The following is a 22,210-nucleotide window of genomic DNA, read 5'->3' as shown; positions in this document are numbered from 1 at the left end:
TCTCAAAGCACGAAGTCGCCGGCCACCAGGGCGGTGGCGCTGGTGACGTTGATCTGCATGTCCGGCACCTTGTCGCCGGTCAGGTCCACCAGGACCACCTGGACCCCGCCGCTGACCGCCACCCGCAGCTCATGCCCGGCGCCGGTGAAGGCGCCGCCGCCGAGGAAGGTGAAGGCGGTGTTGCCGTTGGCCGCGTTGCCGTCGGCGTCGATCGCGGAGAGGTCGATGCGGTCGCCCTCGGCATGCGAGAAGTCGACGATGGCATCCCGCCCGGCCGACACCACAGTGCTGTCGGTCACCCCAGTGTAGGTGAAGCTGTCGGTCCCGGTGCTGCCTTTGAGCACATCGGCGCCGCCGCCCCCGACGATCAGGTCGTTGCCGTCGCCGCCGTCGACCACATCGTTGCCGCCGCTGGCGTAGAGCTGGTCCGCCCCGGCCGCGCCCGCAAGCCGGTTGGCGCCGCCATCGCCGATGATCTGGTCGGCGAAGGCCGAGCCCACCACGTTCTCGACGCCGCCGTAGCTGTCCCCGGCCGCATCGCCGCCGGCCCCGCTGCCGGTGATGAGGTTGACCCGCACCACCGCCGCCGAGGCGGCATAGTGGACGGTGTCGCTGCCGCTGCCGCCGTTCAGCACATCGGCCCCGGCGGCGCCGACCAGCACGTCGTCTCCGTCACCGCCGGCCAGCGTATCCGCGCCGTTCTCGCCATAGAGCGTGTCGTTGCCCGCGTCGCCGCTGAGGGTGTCATTGTCGTCGCGCCCCCGCAGCGTGTTGGCGCCGGCATCCCCGGTCAGGGTATCGGCGAAGGCGGATCCGCCGACAGTTTCGATCCCGAACAGGCTGTCACCACTGGCATCGACGCCGGAGTTGGAGTTGGTCGCGAGATTGATCGTAACGCCGCTGCCGGATGCTCCGTAGTCCGCCCGATCGATGCCGGCGCCGCCGTTCAGCGAATCGCCTTCGGTGCCGCCGATCAGCACATCATCGCCGTCGCCGCCGGCCAGCGTGTCGAAGCCGCTGCCGCCGTAGAGCGTGTCGTTGCCGGCATCGCCGCTGAGCACATCGGCGCCGCCCTGGCCCCACAGCGTGTTGATACCGGCATCGCCGGTGAACGTGTCGCTGTAGGCGGTGCCGCCGAGATTCTCGATGCCGATCAGCACGTCGCCCTGGGCATTCCCGCCCGACGCCGTCCCAGCCCCGAGATCGACCGTCACGCCGGCCGAATTGTGAGCGGGATCGGCATCGTAATCCACAAGGTCGATGCCCGCCCCACCGTCCAGATGGTCGGCGCCGGCCCCGCCGAAGAGGACGTCGTTGCCATCGCCGCCGATGAGGATGTCGTCGCCCGCCGCGCCGTCCAGCACATTGACCCCGGCGTCGCCGACCAGGGTGTCGGCCAGGGCGCCCCCGAGGATATTCTCGATCGCGGTCAGGGTGTCGCCCGTGGCATCGCCGGCCGATCCCTGGCCGACCGCGAGGTTGACCGCCACCGAGCCGGCCGCGCCGCTGTAATCGGCCCAGTCGACGCCGGCGCCGCCGTCGAGGCCGTCGGCACCGGCGCCGCCGATCAGGATGTCATCGCCGTCCCCGCCAGCCAGCGTGTCGTCACCGGCGTCACCCGTCAGGCGATCGCTGCCGGCCCCACCAGCCAGCGCGTCGCCACCGGCACCACCGATCAGGCTGTCGTCGCCGGCCGCGCCGACCAGCGTATCGTCACCAGCCCCGCCGGTGAGGATGTTGGCGGCGGCATTGCCGGTCAGCGTGTCGGCGAAGGCGGTTCCGATCACCGCCTCGATCCCGCTCAGCACGTCGCCCTGGGCGTCGCCGCCACTGCCACCCGACGATGTGATGTTGAGCACGATGCCCGCCGCGGAGGCGCTGTAATCCGCGGTGTCGAAGCCGTCGCCGCCGATCAGCTGGTCCGCGCCGGCGCCCCCTATCAGGATGTCGTCCCCGGCACCGCCATTCAGCACATTGGCGGCAGCGGTGCCGGTCAGCGTGTCCCAGAAAGCAGAGCCCAGGACGTTCTCGATGCCCGAATAGGTGTCGCCGGCCGCGTCGCCGGCAGTCCCGGTGCCGGTCGCCAGGTTGACGACCACGCCCGAGGATGCGGTGTAGTCCGCGGTGTCCACACCGTTGCCGCCGGACAGCGCATCCGCGCCCACACCCCCGACCAGCCGGTCGTCGCCATCGCCGCCCGAGAGGGTGTCGTTCCCGCTGGAGCCGATGAGGACATTCGCGCCGCTATCGCCCGTGAGCTGGTCGTCGAAGGCGGATCCGCGCACCTGCTCGATGCCGTTGAACACATCGCCCAGGGCGTCCCCGACCGTCCCCGTTCCAGCGAGATCCAGAACCACGGCGGCCTTGGAGGCGCTGTAATCCGCCGTGTCGAGGCCGGCGCCGCCGATCAACGCATCGGCCCCGCCGCCTCCTGTCAGGACGTCGTCGCCGCCTCCGCCGTCGAGGACATTGGCGCCGGAGGAACCGAGCAGCACATCGGCGAAGGCGGAGCCGATCGCATTCTCGATCTCGCTCAACCGGTCGCCGTCGCTGGCGAAACCGCGCAGGTCGAGCGTGATGCCGGTGGTCAGGTCGCTGTAGTCGGCGGTGTCGATGCCGTTTCCGCCGACCAGCAGATCCGCGCCGGCGCCGCCGCGGAGCACGTCGTTGCCATTGCCGCCGATCAGCGTGTCGCCCGCGTCCAGGCCGATGATCAGATCGTCGCCGCCGCCGCCTTCGAGAAAGTCGCTACCGTTCGTCCCCGTGATGGTGGCCATCGCCGCCCCCCTTCAAATGGATTCGAAAAAAATGCCGCCCGTCGGGGCGGCACTGCCGGGGTCCCCGGAGTGCCGCGCCGGACCGAAAATCGGTCAGAGCACGAAGTCGCCGGCCACCAGGGCGGTGGCGCTGGTGACGTTGATCTGCATGTCCGGCACCTTGTCGCCGGTCAGGTCCGCCTGGACCACCTGGACCCCGCCGATCACCGCCATCCGCAGCTCGTGCCCGGCGCCGGTGAAGGCGCCGCCGCCGAGGAAGCTGAAGGCGGTGTTGCCGTTGGCGGCGTTGCCGTCGGCGTCGATCAGGGAGAGGTCGATGCGGTCACCCTCGGCATGCGAGAAGTCGACGATGGCGTCCCGCCCGGCCGCCGCCACGGTGCTGTCGGTCACCGCGCCATAAGTGAAGCTGTCGGCCCCGGTGCCGCCCTTGAGCACATCGGCGCCGCCGCCACCGACGATCAGGTCGTTGCCGTCGCCGCCGTCGACCACATCGTTGCCGCCGCTGGTGTAGAGCTGGTCCGCCCCGGCCGCGCCCGCAAGCCGGTTGGCGCCGCCATCGCCGATGATCTGGTCGGCGAAGGCCGAGCCCACCACATTCTCGACGCCGCTGTAGCTGTCCCCGGCCGCATCGCCGCCGGCCCCGCTGCCGGTGAGGAGGTTGACCCGCACCGCCGCCGCGGAGGCGGCGTAGTGGACGGTGTCGCTGCCGCTGCCGCCGTTCAGCACATCGGCCCCGGCGCCGCCGACCAGCACATCGTCGCCATCGCCGCCGGCCAGCGTRTCGACGCCGCTCTCGCCATAGAGCGTGTCGTTGCCGGCGGCGCCGCTGAGCAGGTCGTTGCCGGCGCGGCCCCAGATCGTGTTGGCGCCGGTATCCCCGGTCAGGACATCAGCGAGGTTCGACCCGCCGACAGCCTCGATCCCGATCAGGATATCGCCCAGGGCATCGCCGCCGCTGTTGGCCGAAGTCCCCATGTCGATGGTCACCGCCGACGCCGAAGCGCCGTAGTCGGCGATGTCGAAGCCGGCGCCGCCGATCAGGGTATCGGCACCGCCGCCACCTTGCAGCACATCATTCCCAGCATCGCCATCGAGCCGGTTCGCCCCATTGTCGCCGGTGATCGCGTCGGCGAAGGCCGAGCCCAGCACGTTCTCGATGCTGGTGTAGCTGTCGCCCAGGGCGTCCCCGCCGGTCCCGAGCCCAGTGGCGAGGTTCAGTGTCACGCCGGCCAGCGCCGCGGCATAATTCGCCACGTCGGTGCCGCTGCCGCCATCCATGACGTCGCCGCCGGCGCCACCGGCCAGCGTATCGTCGCCATCGCCGCCGAGCAGGGAGTCGGCCCCGGCGTCGCCGTAGAGCACGTCGTTGCCGAGGCCACCGTTGAGCACATCGTTGCCGTCCCGCCCCCACAGGCTGTTGGCCCCGGCATCGCCGGTCAGCGTGTCGGCATAGGCGGTGCCGGCGAGGTTCTCGATGCCGACCAGGACGTCGCCCTGGGCATTGCCACCGCTGGCGGTGCCTGCCGCCAGATCCACCGTCACGCCGACCGTGTTGTGGCCGGGATCGGGGTCGTAGTCCGCCGTGTCGGTCCCGTCGCCGCCATCCAAATGGTCGGCGCCCGCGCCCCCGGACAGGACGTCGTCGCCGGCCCCGCCGGTCAGCGCATTCGCGGCGCTGCTTCCGGTCAGGACGTCGGCAAACCCCGTGCCCAACACGTTCTCGATGCTGCTGAGCCCACTGTAGGTCCCCGTCCCGGCCGCGAGGTCGACGGTGATGCTGCTGCCATAACGGCTGTAGTCGACCGTATCGATGCCGTCGCCGCCGATCATCAGGCCGCCGCCCCCGGCGTTGATGTGGAACACGTCATCGCCGTTGCCGCCGATCATGGTTCCGGCCCCGGTCAGCGAGTCGTTGCCATCGCCCCCGTCGAGGAAGATCGAGGCCGTCAAGATGTCGTCGCCGCCCATGCCATACACGGTAAGAGCCCCGTGAACCGCCGCGTTGACACGGTCATTCCCATCCGTGAGAATAAAATTTTCAACCACTGAATAGTCTGTATAGGTTTGCCCATCAAATGTACTAAACCAAACGTGGTAGTATCCTATATCGTCACTGCTTCCATTGAAATATAAATACTGTACCGTATACTCGATATCGATTACTATCGAAGCCAGGGACATAAAATCCCAGTATATCGTCACGCCAGCCCCATCCGGGCCGATGGCATAGTTGCTGACGTCGAGGACCGACGGAAGTGGATCAGACATCTTCATCTCCCCCTATTTCAATTATTTTAGATTAAAAAAGACATTTCTTTATCTATCAGATCCCAAGGTACCATCGGCACGCCGGCCGGAAACGCCCGCCCGGATCGGATGGGGCGCCTCTGCAAATCTGGGGACCAGTTCGCCCCGACAATAATCCTGCCCCGGCATGAATTCCAGCCCCGGCATACCGGTTTATTCTCGTTGAACGGTCGCCCCCGCGACCTGGTGTCGGGAGCGGATCACCCCATCCTTCCGCCATCGGCCGGACTGCTCTAGAACGGATCAACCGCCCCAGCGATGATCGAGACCATGCCCGATTCCAGCACGCCCCCGCGCACCATCCGCCTCGCCGACTACCGGCTGCCGGACTTCCTGATCGATGCGGTCGACCTGGCCTTCGACCTGCGCGAGGACGGGGCCACGGTGACGTCGCGCCTGACCATGCGGCGCAACCCGGCGACGTCCGACCCCGCGGCGCCACTGGTGCTGGACGGGCAGGATCTGAAGCTGACCGGGATCGCGCTGGACGGCGAGGCCCTGGGCGCCAACCGCTACACGGTCGATGCCGAACACCTGACCGTGACCGACCTGCCCGGCGTCTTCACCCTCGACATCACCACCGAGATCGCGCCGCAGCAGAACACCACGATGCAGGGGCTGTACACCTCGGGCGGCAATTTCTGCACCCAGTGCGAGGCCGAGGGCTTCCGCCACATCACCTATTATCTCGACCGGCCGGACATCCTGGCCCGCTACACCACCACCATCGTGGCGGACAAGGCGAAGTACCCGGTGCTGCTGTCGAACGGCAACCCGGTCGAGATCACCGACCTCGGGGGCGGCCGGCACCGGGCGAAGTGGGAGGACCCGTTCCCCAAGCCGTCCTACCTGTTCGCCCTGGTGGCCGGCGATCTGGTGGCGGTCGAGGACAGCTTCACCACCCGCTCCGGCCGCGACATCGCGCTGAAGATCTTCACCCGCCGCGGCGACCACACCAAGGTCGACCACGCCATGCGGGCGCTGAAGGCATCGATGGCCTGGGACGAGCAGGTCTATGGCTTCGAATACGATCTCGACCTGTTCATGATCGTCGCCGTCTCCGACTTCAACATGGGGGCGATGGAGAACAAGGGCCTCAACATCTTCAACACCGCCCTGGTCCTGGCCAGCCGCGAGACCGCCACCGACGGCGATTTCCAGCGCGTGGAATCGGTGGTGGCGCATGAGTACTTCCACAACTGGACCGGCAACCGCATCACCTGCCGCGACTGGTTCCAGCTGTCGCTGAAGGAAGGGCTGACCGTCTTCCGCGACCAGGAATTCTCCGGCGACATGAACAGCCGGCCGGTGCAGCGCATCACCGATGTCCGCCGCCTGCGCGCCATCCAGTTCCCGGAGGATGGCGGGCCGATCGCCCATCCGATCCGGCCCGAGAGCTACATCGAGATCAACAACTTCTACACCCCCACGGTCTACGAGAAGGGCGCCGAGGTCATCCGCATGATCCACACCCTGATCGGGCCGGAGCGGTACCGGAAGGGCATGGATCTCTATGTCGAGCGCCATGACGGCCAGGCCGCGACCTGCGAGAACTTCGTGGCGGCGATGGAGGATGCCAGCGGCACCGACCTCAAGCTGTTCCGGCGCTGGTACTCCCAGGCCGGTACGCCGGAGATCGTGGTCGAGGACAGCTGGGACGACGCCGCCGGACGCTACAGCCTGACGCTGCGCCAGTCGACCGGCCCGACGCCGGGTCAGCCGGACAAGCAGCCGCTGCACATCCCCTTCGCGCTCGGCCTGCTCGACGCGCAAGGCCGCGACCTGCCGGTGCGGCTGGCCGGCGAGGCCGCGCCCGCCGCCGGCACCCGTGTGCTGTCTCTGACCGCGGCGGAACAGCGCTTCGACTTCGACGGGCTGGCCGCGCGGCCGGTGCCGTCGCTGTTCCGCGGCTTCTCGGCCCCGATCAAGCTGGCGCCGCAGCCGCGCGACCGGCTGGCCTTCCTGTTCGCCCATGACAGCGACCCGTTCAACCGCTGGGAGGCCGGGCAGCAGTTGGCGACCCAGCTGCTGCTGGAGGGCGTGGCGGCGCGGAAGGCCGGGCAGGATTGGCGCCTGGATGCCGAGTTCGTCGCCGCCATCGGCCGGCTGCTGGACGACCCCGCGCTGGACGCCGCCTTCATCGCCGAGGCGACCGCCCTGCCCGGCGAATCCTTCCTGGCCGACCAGATGCGAGTGATCGATGTCGAGGGCATCCATGCGGTGCGCGAGGCGGCGCGGCTGGCCGTCGCCACCGCGCTGCGCGACCGGCTGCTGGCGGTCTACCGGGCCAATGACGATCACGGGCCGTTCGACGTCTCGGCCGCCGCCGTCGGCAAGCGGGCCCTGAAGAACGCCGCCCTGTCGTATCTCGGCCTGCTGCGGGACGATGCCGAGGCGACGGCGCTGGTTCTGGCCCAGGCGCGCGGCGCCCAGACCATGACCGATGTGCTGGCGGCGCTGACCGTGCTGCGCGACCGCGACATCCCGGAACGGGCCCAGGTGCTGCAGGATTTCTATGACCGCTGGCAGGACGAGCCGCTGGTGATCGACAAGTGGTTCGCGCTGCAGGCCACCTCGTCGCTGCCCGGCACGCTCGATGCGATCCGGGCGCTGACCCGGCACCCCGCCTTCACCCTGCGCAACCCCAACCGGGCGCGGGCGCTGATCTCCAGCCTCGCGATGGGCAACCCGCTGCACTTCCACGCCGCGGACGGCGCCGGCTATGCCTTCCTGGCCGACCAGGTGCTGGCGCTGAACGCCGCCAACCCGCAGCTGGCGGCGCGCATCCTGGTGCCGCTGGGCCGCTGGCAGCGCCACGATCCCGGCCGCCAGGCGGCGATGCAGGCCCAGCTGGACCGCATCCTGGCTACGCCCGACCTGTCGCGCGACGTCTACGAGATCGCGGCCAAGAGCCGGGCCTGAGGCCGGGTTCGGAACGGCCTTTCGCTTCCTGTCGTTGCCCGGCTTGACCGGGCAATCCAGGGGCCACGGAGAGCTGCTCTGGCCGCCCCTGGATGCCACGGTCAAGCCGTGGCATGACAAGAAGAAGGTAACCTGGCCCCGCTCCTGGCCGAAGGGATGAGGCGAAGAGACCCCCGCGAAGTCGGGGATGTCGCTATGGTCCGAAATGCGCTTTCTTCGCCGGCGCGAAACAGCTGCTTCACTTCGTGCCGTTGACCCGGCCGGGCGGGCGCTCTACCTCGCAGTGGCATTATCCGGAGCATCGTCCCCTTGGCCCCGACCCCGTCCCGACCGATCGACGACCGCGCCGCCGGCCGCTGGCTGAAGCGCCAGGCCGGACTGGCGCGTGGGCCGATCGTGCTGACCGCGGCGGCCGGCATCGCCCAGGGGCTGTGCGGCGTCGCCCAGGCCGGGCTGATCGCCTGGATCCTGCAGCGCGCGGTGATGGACGGCGCGGCCCTGTCCGGCCTGTGGCCGCTGTTCGCGGCCCTGCTGGCGGTGGCGCTGCTGCGCGCCGGCGCCGCCTGGGCGTCCGAGGCGCTGGGCGCGGTGGCGGCGACCGGGGTCAAGACCCGGCTGCGGCGGCAGATCCTCGACCGGCTGCACGCCCTCGGCCCGGCGTGGCGGGCGGAGCGGCAGACCGGCGACATCGCGGTCACCCTGATCGAGCGGGTCGAGGCGCTGGACGGCTATTACGCCCGCTTCCTGCCGCAGAGCCGGGTGGCGATGATCCTGCCGATCCTGATCCTGGTCGCCGTCTATCCGGTCGACTGGGTCTCCGGTGTCATCCTGACAATCGCCGGCCCCTTCGTGCCGCTGTTCATGGCGCTGATCGGCATGAAGGCGGCGGATGAAAGCCGCAAGCAGTTCCGCACCCTGGCGCGGATGAGCAGCTATTTCCTCGACCGGCTGCAGGGGCTGACCACGCTGCGGCTGTTCGGCCGGGCCGAGGCCGAGGTCGACAACATCGCCCAGGCCGCCGACGCCTTCCGCGACCGCACCATGCGGGTGCTGCGCATCGCCTTCCTGTCCTCGGCCAGCCTGGAGTTCTTCGCCTCGGTCGCGGTCGCCATCGTCGCCACCTATGTCGGCTTCGGCCTGATCGGGCGGATCGGCTGGGGCACCGCGCCGGAGTTGACGCTGTTCAGCGGCCTGTTCGTGCTGCTGATGGCGCCGGACTTCTTCCAGCCGCTGCGGCTGCTGGCCGCCTATTACCACGACCGGGTGGCGGCGATCGGCGCCGCCGAAGGCCTGGCCGAGATCCTCGACGGGGCGGACGAGGCCCCCACCGGCCGCGCGCCGATGCCGTCGGGCGAGCTGGAGATCGTGTTCGACGACGTCTCGGTCGCCTTCGACGGCGGCACCCGCAGCGCGGTCGAGGGCGTCAGCCTGCGCATCGCGCCCGGCGACCATGTCGCCCTGGTGGGCATGAGCGGCGCCGGCAAGTCGACCCTGCTGTCGCTGCTGCTCGGCTTCCGCAGCCCGGACAGCGGCCGGGTCCTGGTCAACGGCATCGACCTCGCCGACATCGACCCGGAGGATCTGCGCCGCCACATCGCCTGGATCGGCCAGGCGCCGGTGCTGTTCCACGGCACCCTGCGCGACAACATCCGCCTCGGCCGGCCCGATGCCGACGACGCGGCGGTCGACCGCGCCGCAGCCGAGGCGCGGGTGACGGAGTTCGCGGCCGCCCTGCCCCAGGGCCTGGACACCCCGGTCGGCGAGCGTGGCATCGGCCTGTCCGGCGGCCAGGCCCAGCGCATCGCCCTGGCCCGCGCCTTCCTGAAGGACGCGCCGCTGGTGCTGCTGGACGAACCCACCGCGTCGCTCGACCGCGACACCGAGGCCGAGATCCTGGAGTCGATCCGCCGCCTCGCCCGCGGCCGCACCGCCATCGTGGCGACGCACAGCCCGGCGGCGATGGCGATCGCCGACCGCCGCATCCTGCTCGACCAGGGCCGCGTCCAGGCGGAGGCGGCATGATGGAGAAGCGCCCCCTCCGCGCCATTCTGCGCATGGCCCGGCCGCAGCGGCGGCAGATGGTGCTGGGCCTGGTCCTGGCCATCGTCACCGCCCTGGCCGGCATCGGCCTGCTGGTGCTGTCCGGCTGGTTCATCGCCGCCTCGGCCGTGGCCGGCGCCACCACGGCGACCGCCCTCGCCTTCAACTTCACCAGCCCGTCAGCCGGCATCCGCGGCTTCGCCGTGCTGCGCACCGGGTCGCGCTACGCCGAGCGGCTGGTGACGCATGACGCCACCTTCCGCTTCCTGGCGGGCTTGCGCGTCTGGCTGTTCCGCGCCGCCATCCCGCTGGCCCCGGCGCGGCTGGAGGAGCAGCGCGGCGGCGACCTCTTGAACCGCATGACCGCCGATGTCGACTCGCTCGACGCCATCTATCTGCGTGTCATCGTGCCCAGCATCGTCGCCGGCATCGCCGTGCTGCTGGTCGGCGGCGTGCTGCTGTGGCTGGCCCCGGCCGCCGCCGCGATCGTGGTGGTGCTGGCGCTGCTGGTCGGCATCGCCCTACCGCTGGCGATGCGCCGGATCGGCGCCACCCCCGGCCAGGCCATCGCCGCGGCCACCGCCCGGCTGCGCACCCGCATCGTCGAGGGCGTGCAGGGCCTGGCCGAGTTGAAGGTCTACCAGGCCGACGGCCGCCATGCCGAGGCGGTGCTGGGCGACAACGAGACGCTGATGGCGGCGCAGCGGCGCATGGCCCGGCTGTCCGGCATCTCGACCGCGCTGTCCGGCCTGGCCGGGCAGCTGGCGGCACTTGCGATCCTGGCGCTGGGCGTGGCCGGCGTCGCCGCCGGGGTGCTGCCGGGGCCAGCGGTGGCGCTGATGATGCTGGGCGCGCTGGCGCTGTTCGACGCGCTGGTGCCGCTGCCGCTGGCCTTCCAGAATCTCGGCCGCACCCGCGCCGCCGCGCGCCGGCTGCTCGACTTCGCGGCGCTGGAGCCGCTGGTGCGCGACCCGGCGACGCCCGCGGCCGCCCCCATGGGCAACACCCTGGTCCTGTCCGATGTCGCCTACCGCTATCGTCCCGGCGACCGGGCGGCGCTGACCGGCATCGACCTGGTGCTGGCGGAGGGCCAGCGGGTCGCGGTGCTGGGGCCCAGCGGCAGCGGCAAGAGCACCCTGGCCGCTTTGATCCTGCGCTTCCGCGACCCCGATGCCGGCAGCATCACCCTCGGCGGCACCGACCTGCGCGCCCTGCCCCAGGCCGAGATCTGGCGCCGCGTCGCCTATCTCTCGCAGCGCAGCCAGATCTTCGCCGGCACCATCCGCGACAACCTGCTGATCGGCGCGCCCGAGGCCGACGACGCCACCCTGGCCGCGGCGGTCGAGGCGGCCGGGCTGGCCGGCTGGGTCGCCACCCTGCCGCGCGGCCTGGACACCTGGGTCGGCGAGGCCGGCATCCAGGCCTCCGGCGGCCAGGCCCGACGCATCGCCCTGGCCCGCTGCATCCTGAAGGACGCGCCGATCCTGGTGCTGGACGAGCCGACCGAAGGGCTGGACGGCGAGACCGAGGACCAGATCATCGATGCGCTGGACCGGCTGACGGCCGGCCGCACCACGCTGGTGATCACCCACCGGCCGGCGCTGCTGCGCCTGGCCGAGAGCGCGGTGCTGATGGCCGAAGGCCGCATCGCGGTGCAGGGCGTGCCGGCCGACGTCCTGGACGCAGCCCTGCCGGTGCGGGCGAAGCGCCATGTCGCGGTCTGACCGGCAGCCGGTCGGCGCTTTCGGCCCCGCGGTGCTGCGCCTGGTCCTGCAGGTCTTCGGCGCCCTGTGCGTCGTCGCCGGCATCATCGGCCTGTTCGTGCCGCTGTGGCCGACCACGATCTTCATGATCCTGGCGCTGTGGGCCTTCGCCCGGTCCTCGCCCCGGCTGCACAACTGGCTGCTGACCCATCGCCGCTTCGGGCCGCCGCTGCAGGCCTGGGAGCGGCACGGCGCGATCCCGCCGCTGGCCAAGCTGCTGGCGGTGATCGGCATCGGCACCAGCCTGGCGATCATCGTCCTGACCGTGCATTCGCGGCTGGTGATCGGCAGCGTCACCGCCTTCTTCGCGATCCTGGTGCTCTATATCCTGACCCGGCCCAACGCGGTCTCCGGAAAGTAAAAAAAAGCTAACCGGATCATGGGCAAGCCATGACATGCTTGTCATTTCCGGATGGGTCAAAGTCGGGGTAAAGTCCCAGTCATGCGAATTCTCGTGATCGAAGACGACACCCAGGCGGCGCACTACCTGACCAAGGGCCTGCGCGAGAGCGGCTTCGTGGTGGACCACGCCCCGGACGGGCCGCAGGGCCTGTTCCTGGCCACCAGCGAGACCTACGACGCCATGGTGGTCGATCGGATGCTGCCGGGCATGGACGGGCTCTTGATCGTCGAGACCATCCGGCGCAACGGCAACCAGACCCCGGTCCTGTTCCTCAGCGCCATGGGCCAGGTCGACGACCGGGTCCGCGGCCTGCGCGCCGGCGGCGACGACTACCTGACCAAGCCCTATGCCTTCACCGAGCTGCTGGCCCGGCTGGAGGCGCTGCTGCGCCGCGGCGCCGGCCCGGCGGCAGCGCAGACCGAGCTGCAGATCGGCGACCTGAAGATGGACCTGCTGTCGCGGGCGGTCACCCGCTCCGGCCGCAAGATCGACCTGCAGCAGCGCGAGTTCCAGATCCTGGAATACCTGATGCGCCACTCCGGCCAGGTGGTCACCCGCACCATGCTGCTGGAGAATGTCTGGAACTATCACTTCGATCCGCAGACCAACGTGATCGACGTCCATATCAGCCGGCTGCGGCAGAAGATCGACCGGGACTTCGACACCTCGCTGCTGCAGACCGTGCGCGGCGCCGGATATTGCCTCCGTGCATCTGATTAGGGTCCTCCGCAGCTCCACCTTCCGCTACGCGATGATCTACATGCTGGTGTTCGGGGTCTCCGTCGCCGGCGTGCTGGGCTTCGTCTACTGGCAGACGGTGCGGGTGATCGCCTCGCAGACCGATGACACCATCCAGGCCGAGATCACTGGCCTGGCCGAGCAGTACCGCCAGTTCGGGCTGCTGGGGCTGGTGCGCGTGATCCGCGAGCGCAGCCAGGCCGCCCCCGGCCGGCGCGGCCTCTACCTGCTGGCCGACCGCAACTACAACCGGATCGAAGGCAACCTGTCGTCCTGGCCGCCGATCGCGCGCGGCGACCCCGACGTGGTCGACTTCCTGGTCGCCACCAATGCCGGCGAGGACACCAAACCCCAGGTGGCGCGGGCCCGCACCTTCGCGCTGGCCGGCGGCTTCTACCTGCTGGTCGGGCGCGACATGACCGAGCGCACCGACTTCACCAAGCTGATGACCGACGCGCTGATCGGCGGCCTGATCCTGACCCTGGTGCTGGGCATCGCCGGCGGGGTGCTGATGAGCCGCAGCCTGCTGGCCCGCATCGAGGGCATCAACCGCAGCACCGAGGGCATCCTGCAGGGCGACCTGGCGCGGCGCATGCCGGTGCGCGGCAACCGCGACGAGTTCGACCGCCTGGCCACCAGCCTGAACGCCATGCTGGACCAGATCGACGGGCTGATGACCGGCATGCGCGGCGTCGCCGACAACATCGCGCATGACCTGCGCAGCCCGATCTCGCGCCTGCGCAGCCGACTGGAGGTCACGCTGATGAGCGAGACCGACGCCGAGGGTTATCGCCGGGCGATGGAGGACACCATCCGCGAGGCCGACGGCATCCTCGCCACCTTCAACGCGCTGCTCGAGATCGCGCTGGCCGAGGCCGGGGCGGTGCGCGACCGCTTCAGCCCGATCGACCTCTCCGCCCTGGCCGCCGATGCCGGCGAGCTGTACGGCCCGGTGGCCGAGGAGAAGGGCCAGGTCCTGGCCGCCGAGATCGAGTCCGGCATAACTGTCCCCGGCAACAGCCACCTGCTGGCCCAGACCGTGGCCAACCTGCTGGACAACGCCATCAAGTACACGCCGCAGGACGGCCGCATCGCGCTGACCGTGCGGCGCGACGGCGACGGCGCGATCCTCAGCGTCGGCGACAACGGCCCCGGCATCCCGGAGGCGGCGCGCGCCCATGTGCTCGAGCGCTTCGTCCGGCTCGACGCCAGCCGCAGCGAGCCCGGGGCGGGGCTCGGCCTGTCGCTGGTCTCGGCGGTGGCGCGGCTGCACAAGGCGGCCCTGACGCTGGACGACGCCGCGCCGGGCCTGCGCATCACCCTGCGCTTCCCGCAGGTGGTGACCGCCACCAATGGCCGGATCGAGGCGCCTGCGGCGTCGCTGGCCGTCGAATCCGCCCGCCGCCTGGCCTGACCGGCCGGACCCCGTCGCCGGCAGAGGGCCTGGAGCGTGGGAGCCTTGCGCCGCAACCCACGCGATGGCCTCATGGTCCAGCACCGGGAGATCCATAGGGCGGGGAGCAGGAGATGCTGGGTCAGGCAGCCTTGGCTTTTGTCGGCGGCGAAGCTTTCAAGTCGATATCCGACATCACCATCAAACACTACGGCCCAACGGTGCTCAGCCGCCTCGACCGGATGATCAAGGACTGGAAGAAGGCCGACCACCCCAGCCTGAACGACGTCCGGCAGATCTGCGACCATCTGGAAAAATTTCTGATCAAGGACACGCCGGCGCGCGGCGTGGACATCTACAAGTTTCCGAAGCCGGCGAAGGGATCCGCCTTCACGAGAGACGATATGACTCCGGGCCAGATCGCGGAGCTCTGGTTTCGCACGAACACCAAGATCTGGAAGGATTCGATTTCCCCGCTCGCCGAAAAATGGGGCGCACTGCTGGACAATGCGTCAATGCCGTATTTTCGCGGAACCGGGGATTGCGAACTGAACTATTCCCACAGGGCCCTGAAACCGTCCGACCGGCATCCCATCTTCCGAAACATTCACCCGTTCATCATGATCTCCTCCATCAGGAGGGACAAACTTCGATCCGACCCGATCGAGGAGGTCATGGAGTTCTTCATCGACGGCTGGAAGATATTCTCGGATAGCGACTACACGGTGTTCCGACGGGGAACCGTGCTGAGGCTGGCCAACCAGGGCTTTGCCGAGGGGGTGTTCACGGTCACCAACAGGTCGGCGTTCTGGTCGGGCTCGGTCAGGCGCGAGGAAGTGCAACTTTGGCGCTGCATCATCGTGACCGGATACACCAATACCGTAAAGGCGATGAACATCGGGATTCCCATGATGCCCGACATCGGCCGGGACTACATCGGCCATGTCCAGGATTGGATGACCGAGTTCCGGGTCCTGTTGGACGAATGAGCCGGCTTGCGGCGTGAGGACCGGCAACCTGCCCGGATGCCCGCCTGCCCAAATTTCGGGCCCGGCGGGCAAAATCGCGCCATCCTCGCTGTCCTGACAGGATCCCGGCCCGGGATTCGCGCCCTCCGGGCGCTGGCACAGGGCTTGCTTCACATCTGAGCGTGCAGCGCGTCTAGGGTTCCGGTCGCTTCGGCGATGCTGGTCCGAGAGACGCACTTCGCGGCCGGCGACGGGCGCGGAGACACGGCGGGACAAAATCCCGGGAGGTCACTGCACGGGTTCGCTGCCGCGGACCGGCCTCCCATGCGCGGCGAACCTCCTTGTGGCGAAACCGGCCGATGGCCGCCTAAGCGAGGAGTTTCCCGATGCCGCTGCCGAGGCTTGCCGCCCTCCTGCTCACCGCRATCGTCGCCCTCTCCGCCCCTCAGGCCGAGGCCGCGCCGAAGAAGAGCTTCGACATCGCCTGGACCATCTATGTCGGCTGGATGCCCTGGCCCTACGCGGCCGAGAGCGGCATCGTCAAGAAATGGGCCGACAAGTACGGCATCACCATCAACGTGGTGCAGATCAACGACTACGTCGAATCGATCAACCAGTTCACCGCCGGCAAGTTCGACGGCGTGACCCTGACCAACATGGACGCGCTGACCATCCCGGCCGCCGGCGGGGTCGACACCACCGCGCTGATCGTCGGCGACTTCTCGAACGGCAATGACGGCATCGTCTCGAAGACCGCCAAGTCGCTGGTCGGGCTGAAGGGCGAGAGCCTGAACCTGGTCGAGCTCTCGGTGTCGCACTACCTGCTGGCCCGGGCGCTGGACACCGCCGGGCTGTCGGAGCGCGACGTCAAGGTGATCAACACCTCCGACGCCGACATCGTCGCCGCCTTCAAGTCGCCGGATGTCGGCACCGTCGTCACCTGGAACCCGCTGCTGGCCGAGGTGAAGGCCGAGCCGGGCGCGTCGCTGCTGTTCGACAGCAGCAAGGTGCCGGGCGAGATCATCGACCTGATGGGCGTGAACACCGCGACGCTGAAGGACAACCCGGATTTCGGCAAGGCGCTGGTCGGCATCTGGTACGAGACCCTGGCGCTGGTCACCGACCCCGGCCCCCAGGGGCAGGCGGCGCGCGAGGCGATGGCGAAGCAGTCCGGCACCGACCGCGCCGGCTTCGAGGCCCAGCTGGCCGCCACCCGCCTGTTCGCCGACCCGAAGGACGCCGTCGCCTTCAGCGAGAGCCAGGAGCTGGTGCGGACCATGGACCTGGTGCGCGGCTTCTCCTTCGACCACGGGCTGCTCGGCGAAGGCGCCCGGGACAAGGACGCGGTCGGCATCGCCTTCGCCAAGGGCGCGACGCTCGGCGATGCCGGCAACCTCAAGCTGCGCTTCGACCCGACCTACATGGCGCTGGCGGCCGACGGCAAGCTCTGACCGGCGCCGGAGCCGCCGCCATGCGCCGCGCCATGAACATCGCACCGGGCCGTGGGGCGCGCCTGCTGCTGGCCCTGCTGCCCTTCCTGCTGATCGTCTGCGTCTACGCCCTCGGCTCGGCCGACCGCCGCGCCGCCAACCCGGACGACAAGCTGTTGCCGCCCTTCGCCGAGATGGCGGACACGGCGGGACGGCTGGCGACCGAGCCCGACCGGCGCACCGGCGAGATCACCCTGCTGGCCGACACCGCTGCGAGCCTGCAGCGCCTGGTGATCGGCCTCGCCGTCGCCACCCTGATCGGCCTGGTGCTGGGCATCGCCCTGGGCATCCTGCCCACGATCGACGCCACCTTCGGCCCGCTGGTCGGGGTGCTGTCGATGATCCCGCCGATGGCGCTGCTGCCGATCCTGTTCATCGTGTTCGGCCTGGGCGAGCTGTCGAAGGTGGTGCTGATCGTCATCGGCATCACCCCGTTCCTGGTGCGCGACCTGGCGATGACGGTCGGGGCCATCCCGGGCGAGCAGCTGGTCAAGGCCCAGACGCTCGGCGCCTCGACCTGGCAGACGGTGCTGCGGGTGGTGCTGCCGCAGGTCCTGCCGCGGTTGATCGAGGCGCTGCGCCTGTCGCTCGGCCCCGCCTTCCTGTTCCTGATCTCGTCCGAGGCGATCGCCGCCGATGCCGGGCTCGGCTACCGCATCTTCCTGGTGCGCCGCTACCTCGCCATGGACGTGATCCTGCCCTATGTCGCCTGGATCACCCTGATCGCCTTCGTGATGGACCTGGCGCTGGCCCGCCTCGCCCGCGGTGCCTTCGCCTGGGCCTATGACGGGGCGCGGCGACGATGAGCGCCATCACCGTCCGCGACGTCTGGGTCGAGTATGGCGACCAGATCGTGCTCGAGGCGCTCAACCTCGACATCGCCTCGGGATCCTTCGTCACCGTGGTCGGACCGTCCGGCTGCGGCAAGAGCACCTTCCTGCGCATGGTGCTGGGCCAGGAGCGGCCGACCCGCGGCCGGCTGCTGCTCGACGGCGCGCCGCTGCCGGCCGAGCCCGGACCGGATCGCGGCATCGTGTTCCAGCGCTATTCCGTGTTCCCGCACCTGACCGTGCTGGGCAATGTGCTGGCCGGCTTCGAATTCGCCGCAAGCCCGCTGCTGGGGACTCTGTTCGGCGCGGCCCGCCGACGGGCGGTCGCGGCCAGCGACGAGTTGATCGCGGCGGTCGGCCTGGCCGCCCATCGCGACAAGTATCCCAGCGCCCTGTCCGGCGGCATGCAGCAGCGGCTGGCGATCGCCCAGGCGCTGGCCAAGAACCCCAAGGTGCTGCTGCTGGACGAACCCTTCGGCGCGCTCGACCCCGGCACCCGCGCCCAGATGCACGACCTGCTGAAGCCGCTGTGGCGGCAGCACGGCATGACCGTGATCATGGTCACCCACGATCTGAAGGAGGCGTTCGGCCTGGGCACCCGGCTGATCGCCTTCGACAAGCTGCGCCACGACCCGCAGGCGCCCGGCCGCTACGGCGCGCGCCTGACCTACGACCTCGACCTGCCCCGCAACCGGCCGGCGCCTGCGGCGCCCGTGCCGACCACCGGCCGGGGCGCCGACCTCCCCCTCCTGATCAGCCAAGGAGCGATCCCATGACCCGCCACCTGTCGCGGCGCGGCCGCCGCCATGCCGGCGCCGCSCCGACGCCGCCCCGCGTCCGGTTCCACCATCCGGACTTCACCGCCCGCGACATGCAGGGCTGGAAGGCGCTCGACGCCGAGGGTCGGCTGCCGGCGGACGGCTGGCGGCGCGAGCAGCAATGGGCGCTGGACATGGGCCTGGCCGGTTCGGACAGCCTGACCGACAAGACCATCCCGACCTTCGCCCGGGGCGAGCTGCCGCATTTCGCCGGCATCAACACCTTCCTCAAGGCGCCCTATGTCGAGAATGTCCGTGATGTCGGCAAATACGACGCGGCGGTGCTGGGCATCCCGTTCGATTCCGGCACCACCTACCGCCCCGGCACCCGCTTCGGCCCGCAGGGCATCCGCCGCATCTCGGCGCTGTACACCCCCTACAACTACGAGCTCGGCGTCGACCTGCGCGAGCAGATGACCCTGTGCGACGCCGGCGATGTCTTCACCATCCCGGCCAACCTCGAGAAGAGCTTCGACCAGATCACCCGCGGCGTCAGCCATGTCGCCTCCTCCGGCGCGCTGCCGATCATGCTGGGCGGCGACCATTCGATCGGGTTCCCGTGCGTCCGCGGCATCGCCGACGTCACCTCCAAGCGCATCGGCATCATCCATTTCGACCGCCACATCGACATCCAGGAGAAGGACCTGGATGAACGGATGCACACCACGCCCTGGTTCTGGGCGACCAACCTGCCGAACGTGCCGGCGACCAATCTGGTCCAGCTCGGCATCGGCGGCTGGCAGGTGCCGCGGGCCGGCGTGGCCGAGGCGCGCAAGCGCAACACCAACGTCCTGACCATCGCCGACATCGAGCGGCTGGGGCTGGAGAAGACGGCCGAGATCGCGCTGGAGCTGGCCTGGAAGGACGCCGACGCGGTCTATGTCTCCTTCGACGTCGATTCGATCGATTGCGGCTTCGTGCCCGGCACCGGCTGGCCCGAGCCCGGCGGCTTCCTGCCGCGCGAGGCGCTGAAGATCCTCGGCCTGGTCACCGCGCCCGGCATCTGCGGGCTGGAGGTGGTCGAGGTCTCGCCGCCCTACGACACCTCCGACATCACCGCCCTGTTCGGCGTGCGGGTGGTGGTCGAGGCGCTGGGGTCGATGGTTGCGAACGGCACGCTGGGCAAGCACCGCGCCATCATCGACAAGCCGGTGAGCTTCTGAGATGCACGGGCCCCATCACCACCACGACCACCCGCATCACCACGACCACGATCACCCGCATGACCATGGGCATGGGCATCACCATCATCCGGCCGGGCCCGGCCACAACGGCCCGGCCGGACGCGCGGTGCAGTGGCAGACGCCGCATCGCCCGGGCGAACCCGACCCCGCCCCGGCCCCGCGCCCGGCCGACCTCGACCTGGTCGAGGCCGCCTTCGTCGAAGGCTTCGCCCGGGCGCCGGACGCCACCAGCTTCCTGCGCCTCGCCGGCATCGCCTTTGTCGGCGAGGACGCGGCCGGGCGGCGGCTGCACCTGCTGCGGGTCGAGGCCGAGGATGTGGTCGATGTCGGCTCGGTCGCGCCGCTGCTCGGCGGCGGGGGCATGCGCTACGACCCGCTGCCGGCCCAGCTGACCTCGCGCCGCCGCCGCCTCGGCTTCGTCTATCAGGACGGGCCGGAGACCCGGCGCCTGGGCTTCGCCGAGGCCCGGGCCCTGCGCGACCGCAGCGACGCCTCGACGCTCGACCTGACCGGGGGAGATCCGTGATGCCGCTGCCCAGATCCTGGCTGTCCGGGCTGAAGGCCCTGCGAAGCCTGGTCTATCGCCTGCTCAAGGTTCGGGCCGAGCGATTCTAGCCTTTGACCGCGCCCGCCGACAGGCCTTCGACCAGGAAGCGCTGGAGGTAGACGAAGCCGAGCGCGATCGGCACCACCGCGAGCACCGAGGCGGCCATCAGCCCGCCCCAGTCGGTCAGGTGCGAGCCCTTGAAGATCATGATGCCCGGCGTCAGGGTGCGCCGCGCGTCGCTGTTGATCAGCACATAGCCGAACATGAACTCGTTCCAGGCGGTGACGAAGGCGAAGACGCTGGTGGCGAAGATGCCGGGCGCCGAGATCGGCAGCAGGATCCGGAGAATGAAGCTGGTGCGGCTGCAGCCGTCGATCTCCGACGCGTCCTCCAGCTCGCGCGGGATGGCGTCGAAGAAGCCCTTCAGCATGAAGGTGCACAGCGGGATGGTGAAGCTGCAGTAGACGATGATCAGCGCCGCATAGGTGCTGAGCAGCCCGAGCCGCTGCATCAGGATGTACAGCGGCACCAGCAGCAGCACGCCCGGGATCATCTGCGACAGCAGCAGGGCGCCGCCGACCAGGCGCGACAGCGGCAGCCGGCCCCAGCGGCTGAGGGCGTAGCTGCAGAACACCGAGATGGCGATGGTCAGGACGGTGGTGGCGCCGGCGACGATCAGGCTGTTGCGGAAATAGGTCAGGAACGCGCTGTCCAGCAGCACCCGCGTGAAGTTCGACAGGGTCGGGCTGGCGATCCAGAAGCTGGGGTCGGCGCTGCGCACCTCCGCCACCGGCTTCAGCGCGGTGTCGATCATCCACAGGAAGGGGAACAGGCTGTAGGCGGCGAAGACGGTCAGCGTGCCGTAGGTCAGCACGCTGCGCAGCGAGTGCTGGGAGGACCCGACGACCATGGCTACGCCGCCCGGCGGCGTGCGACGCCGTAGTAATAGACGAAGAACAGGCAGGCCATGAACGCCATCGAAAGGCTGGCCAGGGCGCAGGCGGCGCCGACGTCGAAATCCTGCATCGCGTAGCGGTAGATCATGATCGGCAGCGTTTCCGACGCGTTCAGCGGCCCGCCTTCGGTCATCACCCAGATGAAGTCGAAATTGATCGCGGTCCAGATGATGTGGATGAAGATCAGGGTCAGCGACACCGTGCGCAGATGCGGCAGGGTGATCACCCGGAAGCGCCGCCACGCCCCGGCCCCGTCCACCGCCGCGGCCTCGTGAAGCTCGCGCGGGATCGCCTGCAGCGCGGCCAGCAGGCTGATGGTGTAGAAGGGATAGCTGCGCCAGATGTTGACGAAGGTCACGGTCAGCAGCGCGGTGTCGATCTGCCCGAGCCAGGGATAGGGCCGGTCGAGCAGGCCGAGATCCACCATCCAGACGTTGAGGATCCCGTAATCCGGCGTCAGCATCCAGGTCCAGTTCAGCCCCGCGACGGCGATCGGGATCACCCAAGGAATGATGATCACGCCGCGGAAGATCGCCCGGAACCGCACCGGCTGGGCCAGCGCCACGGCGGAGGCCAGGCCGAGCGCGTATTCGCCCGCCACCGACAGCCCGGTCCAGATCGCGGTGTTTCCCAAGGCCGGCAGGAAATCGCCGTCCTCCCACACCGTGCGGTAGTTCTCGAGGCCGGCGAAGCCGGTGACGCCGGGGTTGACCAGGTTGACGATGTGCAGGCTGTCCCACAGCACCCGCAGCAGCGGATAGGCGATCAGAATCAGGAACAGGATCCCGGCCGGCGCCAGGAACACCAGCGCCGTGCGCCGGACCTGGCCGGCGCGGGTCGGGCGGTGGCCAGAGGCCCGGATGGCGAGGACTGGCCCCTGAACTGCGGCATCGGCCTTCATGCCCCGATATCCTCCCGCGGCGGTGATACATCGCATCTAGTTTTCACTGTCATTGCCGGGCTTGACCCGGCAATCCAGAGGATGTCGACAGTCTCCGGATGCCCGGATCAAGTCCACCGGAGCCCGATTGAGGCGAAACACAGATCATAGAGAATATCAGTAGGACGCTGCGT

The 22,210-nt window shown here is 69.6% G+C and carries 16 protein-coding genes and 1 riboswitch; of the genes, 12 read left to right on the top strand and 4 right to left on the bottom strand.

What is annotated here, in order from left to right; genetic code table 11:
* Positions 1-2: 2 nt before the first annotated feature.
* Together AB4112_RS05830 and AB4112_RS05825 are read right to left on the bottom strand one after the other, a co-directional pair.
* A complete protein-coding gene (locus AB4112_RS05830) occupies positions 3-2,777 on the bottom strand; it encodes a beta strand repeat-containing protein (RefSeq protein WP_441717692.1) in 2,775 nt (924 codons plus the stop codon).
* A 93-nt stretch (positions 2,778-2,870) separates the two neighbouring features.
* Positions 2,871-4,727: a calcium-binding protein gene (locus AB4112_RS05825; protein ID WP_441717690.1), complete on the bottom strand. Its 1,857-nt coding sequence runs from the start codon at positions 4,725-4,727 to the stop codon at positions 2,871-2,873.
* Between the two features lie 627 nt (positions 4,728-5,354).
* Between AB4112_RS05825 and pepN the strand changes: the two genes are divergently transcribed.
* The 12 genes from pepN to AB4112_RS05765 all read left to right on the top strand — a co-directional run bounded on the left by pepN (position 5,355) and on the right by AB4112_RS05765 (position 20,159).
* Positions 5,355-8,006 carry an aminopeptidase N gene (pepN, locus tag AB4112_RS05820; protein ID WP_441717688.1) on the top strand — a complete coding sequence of 884 codons (2,652 nt, stop codon included), beginning with the start codon at positions 5,355-5,357 and terminating at the stop codon, positions 8,004-8,006.
* Between the two features lie 309 nt (positions 8,007-8,315).
* Positions 8,316-10,028: a thiol reductant ABC exporter subunit CydD gene (cydD, locus tag AB4112_RS05815; RefSeq protein WP_441717686.1), complete on the top strand. Its 1,713-nt coding sequence runs from the start codon at positions 8,316-8,318 to the stop codon at positions 10,026-10,028.
* Positions 10,025-11,770: a thiol reductant ABC exporter subunit CydC gene (gene cydC, locus AB4112_RS05810; protein ID WP_441717684.1), complete on the top strand. Its 1,746-nt coding sequence runs from the start codon at positions 10,025-10,027 to the stop codon at positions 11,768-11,770. The genes cydD and cydC overlap by 4 nt, the downstream gene beginning before the upstream one ends.
* Positions 11,757-12,170: a YbaN family protein gene (locus AB4112_RS05805; protein WP_441717682.1), complete on the top strand. Its 414-nt coding sequence runs from the start codon at positions 11,757-11,759 to the stop codon at positions 12,168-12,170. Before cydC ends, AB4112_RS05805 begins: the two co-directional genes overlap by 14 nt.
* A gap of 81 nt (positions 12,171-12,251) precedes the next feature.
* Positions 12,252-12,932: a response regulator transcription factor gene (locus AB4112_RS05800; RefSeq protein ID WP_309796172.1), complete on the top strand. Its 681-nt coding sequence runs from the start codon at positions 12,252-12,254 to the stop codon at positions 12,930-12,932.
* The gene (locus AB4112_RS05795) at positions 12,919-14,364 is read left to right on the top strand and encodes a sensor histidine kinase (RefSeq protein WP_441717679.1); all 1,446 of its coding nucleotides are present in this window, start codon (positions 12,919-12,921) and stop codon (positions 14,362-14,364) included. Before AB4112_RS05800 ends, AB4112_RS05795 begins: the two co-directional genes overlap by 14 nt.
* Positions 14,365-14,477: 113 nt before the next feature.
* Positions 14,478-15,332 (top strand): hypothetical protein, encoded by an 855-nt coding sequence (locus tag AB4112_RS05790; protein ID WP_441717677.1) that lies wholly within the window; start codon positions 14,478-14,480, stop codon positions 15,330-15,332.
* A gap of 161 nt (positions 15,333-15,493) precedes the next feature.
* Positions 15,494-15,600, top strand: a riboswitch (guanidine-I (ykkC/yxkD leader).
* 97 nt (positions 15,601-15,697) lie between these two features.
* Positions 15,698-16,762 (top strand): putative urea ABC transporter substrate-binding protein, encoded by a 1,065-nt coding sequence (locus tag AB4112_RS05785; RefSeq protein ID WP_441717675.1) that lies wholly within the window; start codon positions 15,698-15,700, stop codon positions 16,760-16,762.
* A gap of 20 nt (positions 16,763-16,782) precedes the next feature.
* Positions 16,783-17,607, top strand: a complete 825-nt coding sequence (locus AB4112_RS05780) for an ABC transporter permease (protein WP_441717673.1) — start codon at positions 16,783-16,785, stop codon at positions 17,605-17,607.
* On the top strand, positions 17,604-18,407 hold the full coding sequence (locus AB4112_RS05775; RefSeq protein ID WP_441717671.1) for an ABC transporter ATP-binding protein: 804 nt from the start codon (positions 17,604-17,606) through the stop codon (positions 18,405-18,407). The genes AB4112_RS05780 and AB4112_RS05775 overlap by 4 nt, the downstream gene beginning before the upstream one ends.
* Positions 18,404-19,612 carry an agmatinase family protein gene (locus AB4112_RS05770; protein WP_309796161.1) on the top strand — a complete coding sequence of 403 codons (1,209 nt, stop codon included), beginning with the start codon at positions 18,404-18,406 and terminating at the stop codon, positions 19,610-19,612. Before AB4112_RS05775 ends, AB4112_RS05770 begins: the two co-directional genes overlap by 4 nt.
* 1 nt (position 19,613) lies before the next feature.
* Positions 19,614-20,159, top strand: a complete 546-nt coding sequence (locus AB4112_RS05765) for a hypothetical protein (protein WP_309796160.1) — start codon at positions 19,614-19,616, stop codon at positions 20,157-20,159.
* An 85-nt stretch (positions 20,160-20,244) separates the two neighbouring features.
* Here the strand turns inward: AB4112_RS05765 and AB4112_RS05760 are convergent, their stop codons facing one another.
* Together AB4112_RS05760 and AB4112_RS05755 are read right to left on the bottom strand one after the other, a co-directional pair.
* Positions 20,245-21,090 (bottom strand): carbohydrate ABC transporter permease, encoded by an 846-nt coding sequence (locus tag AB4112_RS05760; protein ID WP_441717669.1) that lies wholly within the window; start codon positions 21,088-21,090, stop codon positions 20,245-20,247.
* Positions 21,091-21,092: 2 nt separating this feature from the next.
* Positions 21,093-22,037: a carbohydrate ABC transporter permease gene (locus tag AB4112_RS05755; protein WP_441717667.1), complete on the bottom strand. Its 945-nt coding sequence runs from the start codon at positions 22,035-22,037 to the stop codon at positions 21,093-21,095.
* Positions 22,038-22,210 lie beyond the last annotated feature (173 nt).

The sequence above is a fragment of the Inquilinus sp. 2KB_23 genome (genome assembly GCF_052115705.1).
Lineage (GTDB): Bacteria > Pseudomonadota > Alphaproteobacteria > DSM-16000 > Inquilinaceae > Inquilinus > Inquilinus ginsengisoli_A.
The sequence above is the reverse complement of the archived record's forward strand: the minus strand, read 5'-3'. Positions and strand labels throughout refer to the sequence as shown.